The 11,227-nt window shown below is 44.6% G+C and carries 3 protein-coding genes; all 3 read left to right on the plus strand.

Annotation, left to right across the window (positions count from 1 at the left end):
* Window positions 1-1,105: 1,105 nt before the first annotated feature.
* Window positions 1,106-7,240 carry a Rib/alpha-like domain-containing protein gene (locus A5294_RS05200; RefSeq protein WP_064340626.1) on the plus strand — a complete coding sequence of 2,045 codons (6,135 nt, stop codon included), beginning with the start codon at window positions 1,106-1,108 and terminating at the stop codon, window positions 7,238-7,240.
* 313 nt (window positions 7,241-7,553) lie between these two features.
* Window positions 7,554-9,236 (plus strand): SpaH/EbpB family LPXTG-anchored major pilin, encoded by a 1,683-nt coding sequence (locus tag A5294_RS05205; RefSeq protein ID WP_064340627.1) that lies wholly within the window; start codon window positions 7,554-7,556, stop codon window positions 9,234-9,236.
* A 208-nt stretch (window positions 9,237-9,444) separates the two neighbouring features.
* Window positions 9,445-10,605, plus strand: coding sequence for a class C sortase (locus tag A5294_RS05210; protein WP_064340628.1), 1,161 nt, complete (start codon window positions 9,445-9,447; stop codon window positions 10,603-10,605).
* Window positions 10,606-11,227: the final 622 nt, after the last annotated feature.

Below are 11,227 nucleotides of genomic sequence, written 5' to 3' on the forward strand. Positions count from 1 at the left end.
ACGACCTACTTTTGCGCTTAAAGCGTAGCGCGCAAAGGTAATTCGGAGCGTCGAGCTTGCTCAAAGTTGAAAGCACGGTGTGCTTTCAATGCAAGCGAGGTCTGCCTTCGTCAATAAAGACGAAGGCAGGGCAGGTTTGTGTGGTGGTTCATTGTGAATTCGGTTGTGTTTTGTGTGCGTGCGTATGCGGCATAAACTGCGCACGGCTGCACAGTTTCTGCCGTTTCTTCCGGCTCCGCACTTCTGCTCGCGCTTTCTGTCTGCACTCGCGTAAAGTTTTTGCCGGATTAAGGTGCGCAAACGACCGTTTCTTTACATAGCTGTAAAGCTTTTGCCGTTTTTTGGCGCGGAAACGACTTTTTCTGTACATGTGCGTAAAGTTTCTGCCGGAATCTGGCTGGGAAGCGGCATAAACTGCGCACGTGTGTAAAGTTTCTGCCGGATTTTCTTTCTGACGCGATGACATGCTTGAGTGCTGCACAGTATATATAGCAGCACGGCATATAGCGACGAAGCACACAGTATATATAGACGAATCATATAGCAACATGGCATATAGTGACGAATCTCACACAGAATACAGCAGCGAAGTACACAGCACATAGAGCGTATACAAGCACTGCATATACCAGCACAGTATATAGCGGTGCGATGCATGCGCTATAACAACATGTAGTACTTTGTGTTGGGAAAGTGGTCGGTTTTTAGACACGCCGAAGACGCGATTTCGTCGTTTTGGCGTCGGAAATTATTCATTATAAATGCGTTTTACAGTAGATTTTTTAGCGATATTCGTGAATTATAGAAATTTTTTATATGCACGAATATAACACGTGTTTTGCTTGAAATCATTCATGGGGGGGGGGTATAAATATTAGAGGCTTTTCAGTAACCATGCTTGCATATAGGGCATACAGATATGTTATACTGACTACCTGTGGTTAGCTCTGTCTATGGCATTTGCAGTAGTATGCGTACAAGGTTTTAGTACGCTAAGCATTGGCATCGTATGCAGGTTGAGTACGTGAAGTCTTAAAGATTAGAGAGTTGGAATTTGGGATATACTGCGGCTTGTGCGGCGGTTGAGGACCAGGAAGGCGAGAAAATGTTACCAGCAAAGTTCCGTGGATTCGCATCACGCGTGGGTCGTCTTGCGTCGCGCGCTTTGGTCTGGCGTAAGACCAGCGCTAACGACGCCGTTCGTACTTCCAGCACCGCAGTTATTTCTTCCACCAATGCCAGTACTTTCGGCGCTGCCAGCACTTCTTTCGACAATGCAGTCACTTCCAGCAACGCAGCCACTTCCGGCAGCGTCACCATCGCTCGCGCAGCACGCCCATCCCACACTCTTCGCCGCGCGCTCTTCGCAATGCTCGTAGCCGCCGCCACCATACTAACCATGCTCATAGTGCCGCCGGCACATAATGCGAAAGCTGATCAGGCTTGGTGGGATAAATCAGGTAACGGTTTTTTCACTCATAATGGTTATTGGGTTGGTGACGCTCAAAGAGATATTGATCTTTCATATCCTGAAATAGAGACTGTTAATGATAATGGTCGTATCAGGAGAAAGATAACTTGGAAAGTAACTTTTAATGCCAATAGCTTAGCACTTAAAAGAATGGGCTCATCGCAATTCGCTGCTGAAAATATTGGAAATCAGAAATCTGATGGTCAGGCTTGGGATGGTAGAAGCTACATCTACGTATATCTTCCGAGGGGTATTGATGACTCTAGTGTTCATGTTTATCGTGAATTTACAAAACGAAGTTTATTGCCTGGGCAAACTAATTTTAACTGGTCGTTACAGGGAGATGAGAAGAATCCAGGAGAATTTAATGCAGGTTGGACCAGATGGACATATACTTACGCTGATGGTCCGAAATTTCAGCATGATTGGAATTTATCTTTAGGAAACCTTGGACAAGGTAAGGATCCTAAGGATCAATTTAAAGATCAATTTGATACTTGTGAAGTTAAAAAATGGAAAGAACACGGAGATTTTTCTCGTGTGTTGATTTCTCGAGAGAACGGTGATACCGTAACTGCGTATCGATGGACAGTTTCTGCTTATCTTGATGATTCTGTAACTGTTCCAGAAAACCTTCCATTCATTGCAGGATTTAGATCAGATGATAGTGATAAGCACAAGTTTGCGATCATGGGTCCTTATGATACAGATGGCGATGGTTTTCCTGATTTATGGGAGCACGCTCATAACACGAATCCTGATTCTTGGGATGAACTACGGTATCCAGAGCCGAAAGGTGCGTTTGGTAGATTCGGTGACGGCAAAGATTATAACGCTGTTTATGGTAAACCTTATTCGCAAAAACCATTTATGTATACCGGTAAGTGGGTTGGTGATTCTGTAAAAGGTCATTTCGAATACAATAAGGATAAAAATCCGAAGCCTACAAACCCTAAGGACTATAAAACAGAAGATATACCACAAAATGGCATAGCATATGTGTTTACTAATCAAAAACTACCTGACGGAGTCCGGCGTGTGTGGAGTAGTAACAATATGCAGGATGGTGATGTATACCTCAATGAATTCACTGGTGAGGTCATATACAAACCTAGGAAGCAGGATGCGGGTAAGACTGTAACCTTTAATATAGGTATAAATTATCCTGATCCATCTTTCTATAACTGCAAGAAATCACAGGTTAGTGTATCTAAAAAGGTCGTTTTCAAAGTTAAGAAGATGTCGCAGTTGTACAACCCAGTGTATGCAACAAAGGATATGTATGCTGGTACTCAGGATTTTTCTGATAGACCTACTAGTGATGGATCGTATGGATCTATAAAAGGTCCTTTACCTGAAGGTACTACTTTTGTAATAGGAAAGTACAATCATGGAATAGAACCTTTATCGTGGTCTGCAATTCAACCACAAGATAATAAGACTGGTTCTGTATATTTTTACCCTAACAAGTGGCTTAGTGCAAGCAAACCAAATGATCCTTATAAGACGCCAGTAATAGTTACATATCCTGATGGATCAAAATCTACAGATGGAGATTCTATTACTAAGGGTAATCCTGTTTACGCGAAGGTAAATTTAAAGCGTCATGACCCTGGCAATGCTGACTTGCAGCTTCATATTGCTAGGAACAAAAATGGTCAAGATATTAACTATAACGATGGATTCGTATTCCGCAAGAATCGTGATGTTAATCCACAACCGTGGATAGATTCTTGGTCAGTGCAGGAGCCTGGCGATATTAAGATTCGTTCTGTGTGTGCTGATACTACAAATCCTACGAATATTAAGTTTTATCTTGACGGTATTAATGGAATAAAAATAAATGGCGAAAAACCGTGGCCTCATGCTACTGATGAGGAACAGGAAAAGTGTCGAAATGGTCAGGGTTGTGTAGCAAACAAATTATTTGATAGCACTAGCAATACCATGGAGCGTACGCGTGGTAGTATCACCGGAAAGCCAGTAAAGACTGGTAATTATCAGTGCACTGTATATGCTTTGAAGCCTAAGGCTTTGAAGAAATTTGAGGATGCTGAGAAAAAGAATAAGAATATTGGAAAGGAAGAAGGTTCTTCTACTAATATCATTAGTTCGGATACCTTCAGTGGGTTAAGAGAAGGCATTGACTATACATCTAGGACTGTGCCAATTAAGGTTCACTCTGACGCGCATTATTATAACCCTAAATACGATAAGGTATATGTGAAGGCTGGTAATTCTAAACAATCGGCTGCTCCAGTAAGCCATCGTGGTTCTAACGGCGTGAAGGGCGACGACAAGAGCCAAAATGATCTTGTTGATGAAGGCACAAGGTTGCCAAAAGGCACTTGGTTTGAGTTAAGAGGGTATCCTAACGATAAAAATAAAGTTCGTGACTGGTTTAAGTTTGATGGTAAGCAAAGTAACAAGAAATCAGGAGAGAACAAGCCTGAAGATGCTACTTCCGATGCCATGTATGGCAAAGTTACTTTTTCTCCAAACAAGGGTGTTACGGCGAATAAAGAATATTACGCTCCTGTAATCGTGCATTATCCGGACGGTTCCACTTCTGAAGATCCGGATTCTGGTAATCTTGGCAAACCTGTATACGCTCCAGTGGAAGTAACTAATCAAGATATTCAAAAAAATGATTTAAAACTCAATGTTTATTCCCAACATGGTGGCGGAAGGAAAATTGAGGACAACGATAAAAGCGGTATGCGTTTCCGTAAAGGTGATACTTTAGGCGACAAGCCTAGCGATACGTATAAGCCAATGTTCTTTGACTCCTGGTCGAGTGCTAAGCAGGGAAAAATTTACCAGCGCATGCTTTGCTACAAAAAGAATCCACAAACTGGTAAACCTGAACCTAAAAGCTATGAGGTTGATGGTGTTAATGGTCTGAAACTTGCTGGTCGAAAAGGCAATATTGAAGGCGGTGAGTTTACCGATAAGAATCCATCTCAGTGGACGCGAGCTAATGAACAGCAGAGGAAAGAGTGTAAAGCCAATGATAGTAAGTGCGATCGTAATAAATATCTTTATGGTAATGAACGTGATACTACAGAGCGCACGTGGGGCTGGCTGCACGGCAAGGTAAACGAAAATGGCGACTTTGTGTGCACTGTGTACGCTATTAAAGACCTTGAGGGTAAAGGTAATGCGCATGGTGCTTTGCAAACTAAGTTTGATAATGCTGTAAAGGAGTTTGTAAAGAACCCTGGTGACCGCAAGTTTGAAGATGTTATCAGTAAGTCAGTCTTAACGGATAAGCAGGGTAGTCAAGATCATCCTGAATATGCCACTCAAAGGCACATCGATTGGGACTCTGTGAAATTCCCAATTCACGTGCACTCGGACGCGCACTACTACAACCCTAAGTATGAGCCTATAACTATGGAGGCTGGTACCAAACAAGCCACTGGGCTGCCTCAAAGCAAGAAGAATGCTAACGGTGCTGATAAGTCGCAAGACGATGTGAAAGAAGGCGACTTGCCGGACGGCACTTGGTTTGAAAAGAATGGTTTAAGTTATGCATTCTTTGAGGATGGTCAAGACAATAAAGCTGACTTTGGTGATTCAGCTAAAAATGGCACGGGTCAGTTTGGTAAGGTTACGTTCCGACCGCACAGGTGGTTCCCTGTTGCTCCTGACCAAACGCAGGTTATAGTGCATTATCCGGACGGTTCTAAATCAACAGATTCAGATTCTGGAAACAACGGCAAGCCTATTTATGCGAGTGTGAAGGTTACTCGATCACATGATGAGACTCCTGATAATTTGCACTTGAATGTTGGCGATAAAGAAGGTAGTGGCAACTGGTCTAATACTACAATCAAACTCACTAAGGGCGAGGAGTTAAGTGCTTCTAAACAGACGACTCGTTGGCTTGATTCTTGGTCCGTGTATAAGCCTGGAAAAATCAATTTGCGCACAATCTGCTATAAGATCAATTCAGACGGCACTAAGTCTCACTACCAGTCGGGCGGTATTGCCGGCATTACGATGCAGGACGTTAAAACTTGGGAGCATACTGAAGATGCACCAGCTCAGAAAGCTTGCGAGAAGGATAGCAGACAGTGCCACCCTGATAGGCAGCTGTATGACGATTACATTACGAATGGTAACTCACGCGACACAACTGAGCGTACTCGTGGATGGATTAAAGGCAAGGCTAACGAATCTGGTGACTACGAGTGCGTAGTGTATGCGATTAAGCAAAAGCAGTTTAAGGACGATACCAATAATTTGCTTGATAGATTCGATGCAGCTGTAGCAAAACTCAACAAAGATGCAAGTAAGAATAACACTGATCCGTTGCAAAACTTCAAGTGGAAACTTGATGGTGATAACGGCAGCAAAAACGCGGTTGAAGGCATTGACTATGCGAAGCGCCCAATACCAATTAAGATTCACAACGAAAACCACTTCTACAACCCGAAGTACGTTGATGTGAACGTTACGGCTGGTCAAAAGGTTGAGAATGCTGTGCCTCAAAGCGTTAAGAGCGCTAACGGTGCGGATAAATACCAGGATGCTGTGAAGGCTGGCGCGCTGCCGGATGGCACTTGGTTTGAGTTTAAGGATTCTGCGAACGGCTTTGAGGTAAATGATTACGGTACTAAGGGCAAGAGTGTGTCTTTAGACTGGTCGTATTGGGCTTCCGCTGCTGGTAACACCGGTGAGCAAAGCAATAAGCCTGACGATCCTACCAAACAAAAGAGTGGCAAGCACAGTGCCAAGGATGACGGCACGCGTTACGGCAAAGTGACCTTCCATCCAGATCAATCTGTTGCGCCTAAATCGTACTTTAAAGAGATTGTCATCCATTATCCGGATGGCTCCACTTCGGAAGAGTCGGATTCCGGAAACAACGGCAATCCTGTGTATGCGAAAGTTACGGTTTCAGGTTTGGGCAGTGGTGCCGACAAGGATCTTAAGATGACATTGCTAAGGTCTCAAGATGCTGATCCTGTTGACACTCTTGGTGGAGGTCATTCTCTTACTGTTATGAGCGGCACGAGCCTTACTAAGAACCCGTATGTGCTCGCGTGGAGCTTGAAGGATCGTAGCAATATTTCATTGCGCATGATGTGCACTAAGCAAGGCGAGCAAAAGTGGAGCCGCGGGCTTGACGATACGCTCAATATGCACCTGAACCAGAATTATGGCGAAAGTGTAAAGCCGTGGGCTTTTGCAACTGCTGATCAGCGAAAGTCTTGCAGTCAAGACAGTAAGAATTGCATGGCTAACTTGCTGTATGGTTTTACGAAGAATGGGAAGCAGGACAGCATAGAAAGCGCTGTGTCTCGCAGTGAAGACGATATTGCTGGCGTACCTCAAAAGGCTGGAAATTACACGTGCGCTGTGTTTGCGTTGAAGCCGAATGCGCTGACGGTGTTTAGTAACACTGTTGATGCTGGGCTTAGTGCTGATAAAAAGTATTCGTCTACAGATATGCAAAAGGTTCAGCTTACAGGATTAAAGTCTGCGGTTGATTGGAACAGAATTTCCTTCGACGTGAACGTGATCGATCCGCCTAAATTCGCTCTGCCAAAGACCGGCGGAATGAACTGGAACGTGCTGCTTGGTGCGTTTGCTGTGATTGGCACGGGCGTGATGGCGGCTGGGTTCTTCCTTGAGCAAACCAAGTGGGGGCGCGCGATGCTCGAGGCGTTGCTGCGTAAGACACTGCTTAAAGATTTTATCTGCAAAACTGCCAAAAAGCTTCGCGCTTTAAGGCGACGTAGCGAAAGGTGGCGATGCTGATGAAAACATTTGCACGCAATCCTGCTAGCCGGCTAGTCGCAATACGTAACTGACTCGCAAGCTTGCAGTGCGATTCTCGCTAAAACTTGTTGCGCAATGCGACGCGTGCAAACGGTGGCTAGCAGAAAACGGTGGCTAGATCACTGAATGCGGCACACGTACGGAATGTGGCTCTCACTCGCAAGTTGTGGGAACCTCTGAATGTGGGAACCTCTGAATGTGGTAACACTCGCAAAACGCAACACAAAATAAAACAATAAACGTATTTTCCTCAAAACCTGCCCACAAGGGCACTGATATAAAGGAGAAGAAAGTGAATAAATTCACTAAACAATGCGTGGCGGCATTCGCCTCGCTCGCAATGGCTGGCACGCTGTGCGTCGCCGGCGCCGTGGTGGCAAACAACGTGGCATTTGCTACGGGTGCTGACCAAACAGCTGCTAAGCCAGCACCTTGGTCTGATCAAGGTAAGGTGCTGAAGGGTAAGATCACCATCAATAAGGAGGATGCATCTAATAACAATAAGCCTTTGGAAGGTGCTACTTTCACCATTCAGAAGGTTACCAGTATTAAGACTGATGGCAGTGATGTCCTTAATGTTGATTTAACTTCTGAAGATGGCTGGACTAAGCTTGCTGCTAAAGTAAAGCAGCTTAATACAACACCTCTTGATGAATCCAAGCTTACATTAGATCAAGCAAAGGAAAAGACTACTGGCACAAATGGTAAGGCTGAATTTGATAACCTTGATTTGGGCTTGTATTTGGTGAAGGAAAAGTCTGCTCCTACTGGCTATACAACTGATGTGAAGCCATTCTTCATGACTGTTCCAGAGATTACTCGTGAAGCCACTGCTAAGAACAACACCTACACATACGATGTGTCAGTTTCTCCTAAGAACACAAATGTTAAGAATAATGTAACCAAGACTGCTGATAACGGAAAGATTGTTGGTGCTGGTGATACATTGCCTTACACCATTACTGCAACAGTAAACAAGAAGAAGTCCGATGCTGCTGATGCTAAGACTGGAATTACGAAGGATGAGCTCCAAGGCTTTGCTATTTACGATGACGCTGTAACTGCAGCATATGATTCTGTAGCAAATAGTGTGGTGAAAGAAGTTAAGATTGTAGGTCAGAGTAATGCTATGGTTGCTGCTGATTACAATGTGACTTCTAACGCATTAGTTGCGCCTGAAGATGCAAATCGTACTCGTATCAAGGTTAAGTTCACTGATGCAGGTCTTACATCGATTGCAAGTGCTGTGAATGCAGCAAATGGCAAGGATGTTAAAGTTACTGTTAAGTTAGAGTTTAAGTTGAAAAAGAATCTTTCTAGCTTTGTTGGTTCCGATAAGAAGTTAACTAACAAGTCTGGCTTCGTTCCAGGTCACGGTGTTGGTGTTCCTGATAAACCAATTCCTGGCGGTGATGCAGAAACTGAATTCCGTAAGTTCCACATTAAGAAAGTCGATGCAACTGATAAAACAAAGACTCTTAACAAGGCTGAATTCAAGGCATTTGCTGATCAAAATGAAGCCAAGAAGTGCGCTGCTGACCCAACTGCTAATAAAGCTTGCGATGGAGCAATGGCAGGCTTTACTGACACAGCACAAGCTAATACTGAGGCTACCATCACCACGACTGGTGTTGAGAATAGTGTTAGTGGTGTAACTAAAGATTATGTTGCTAAGGTTACAGATGCTAACACTAATAGCAAGATTTATCTTGTTGAGGTTAAAGCACCAGATGGTTATGCTCGCTCTGAGCAGCCTCATGAAGTTTCTTTAACTTCTGATAAATCCACTGCTGCTGCTCAGGAAGTTGAAATTGTGAACGTACCAACCAAGGATAATGGTTCTTGGTTCAACCTTCCAAAGACCGGTGCTGCAGGCGTGATCATCTTCGCGTTGGCTGGCATGTGCTTGGTTGCTGTTGGCATGTTCATCTTCTTGCGCAACCGCAAGAAGGATGAAGAGCAGCAGGCTGCCTGATTGTAGTTGGTGACTGCTGAGAAAAATCAGCAGTCACTGCTGCATGAATGTAAATATCTGTTTGCATGGCATAAATATTGGAGCTGGGTGCGACTTGTTGCTCCCGGCTCTATATTTGTGCGCTTTAATTGAACTAACTAGCGAGCGCAAAATAAATAAATCGTAAATCAAATCTAAATCCAACGAAAAACCCACGAAACGAGGAAGCATGAAATTAAACGACGCTGTTGCTAAAGTATATGCTTTCCTCAACAAAATTGCCCTTAATACACCCATCGTAAGCAAGCTTTTCAAGAATCGCGCTTCTGAAACTAGCGCTGCTGAAACTGCTACTTCCGAAACTGCTACTTCCGAAACTGTTACATCCGAAATTAATCCTGCAGATCAGAACTCTTCCGAGCAACCTTCCGCAAGTGCGCAACCTACCACAATCGCGCAAAAATCGCAGCAAAAAACCAATCAAAAATCCAAGCTCCGCCGCATCGTCGAGCCAATTGCATTCGTGTTGGCAGGCATTTTATGCTTCAGTTACCCTGTTGTTTCAACGCTTTGGAACAATCGCGTGTCGAAGGAAATTTCTAACGCGTACGACAAGTATAACCACGATCAGGCTGGTGATGTGCGCCGCGCTCACATTCGCGCCGCGAAGCTTTACAATAAAACTCGCAAGAATATGCTTACCACGGATCCGTATGGTCCGAATGGTCAAAAAGACGTAACTAACACGCCTGAATACAAGCGTTATCTTAAGGCGCTTGAGGAACCTATGGGCATTATCGGCATTGTAAAAATTCCGAAAATTGGTGTAAAACTTCCTATTTATCACGGCAGTTCGCAAGAAGTTTTGGCGCGCGGCGCTGGTCATTTGTATGGCACGGATTTGCCGGTTGGTGGCAAGAACCGCCACACAGTTATTACCGCGCACACAGGTCTTGCTGACGCCACCATGTTTGACGATTTGGTGAATTTAAAGAAGGGCGACTACTTCTACCTCGACGTGCAAGGCGAAACTTTACGATACAAAGTGTTCCGCATCAGCGTGGTTGAGCCACACGATATTAGTTTGTTGCAGCGCGAAAAGGGTCGCGACTTGGCGACGCTGCTAACGTGTACCCCGTATGGTGTGAACTCGCATAGGCTTTTGGTGACGGGGTATCGTGTGCTGCCGGACCCTGTGAAGCCGCCGGATGACCACGTGCAATGGCCGCTTTGGATGACGCTATTCGTGATTGCAATGGCGTTCTCATTGATTGTTTTGTCCATGATGATTGCTGCTGCAACGTCTAAGCGAGGGCGACAGCTCGACATTCGCGGCAAGCATTTGCTGATCCTTTCGCGCAAAATGCTGCGTAAGTTGCGTCGCGAGTAACGCGACGACTGTGCGGTGAGCGTTGTGACTGCGCGCGCTAAATCGCAGCGCTAAAGCAGGTCGTTACTAACGCAGTCACTAATCTGTACCAGTAACAAAAAACGGCAGAAACTTTACGCGCGTGTAAAGAAAAAGTCGGTTACGCGCGAAAAAACGGCAGAAACTTTACAACCGCGCGCAGTTTATGCTGCTTCCCAACTAGATTCCGGCAGAAACTTTACGCGCGCGCTGTGCTGCGCTCAAGCAGGTCGTCGCGCCTGCGTTTGGAGAGCAAAAGTAGCGCAAACCCTCCAAATGTGAGATAAGTTCCCCGCAAATGGAGTGATTCGCAGCAGATAACACTCCAAACGTGAGATAACACTCGCGCGAGTTTTGTAGGCGAGCGCGTTACTGCGCGAGCGTAAAATTTAGGTCATTTGTGCCTATCGTTGGTTGGCTGAAAAATTTACGGTTTATATTGCACAACGCGCCAACATTAGTTGGTAAATCAGCAATATTTTTTTAAAAAACATTGTCAAAATGCAAGGTTGTTGAAAAATTCTGTAAATTATATGTTAACTACAGATTTTTTACATGTTACTTGCGGAAAGGTGTTTGCGAGAAAATGGCGTAATTTAGCCAT

It is taken from the genome of Gardnerella sp. 30-4, assembly GCF_001641215.1.
GTDB classification, from domain to species: domain Bacteria; phylum Actinomycetota; class Actinomycetes; order Actinomycetales; family Bifidobacteriaceae; genus Bifidobacterium; species Bifidobacterium leopoldii.

Bases quoted from the DNA above. Each gene is read 5' to 3' on its own strand.
- A5294_RS05200 (WP_064340626.1), top strand. From the start codon at position 1,106: ATGTTACCAGCAAAGTTCCGTGGATTCGCATCACGCGTGGGTCGTCTT.
- A5294_RS05210 (WP_064340628.1), top strand. From the start codon at position 9,445: ATGAAATTAAACGACGCTGTTGCTAAAGTATATGCTTTCCTCAACAAA.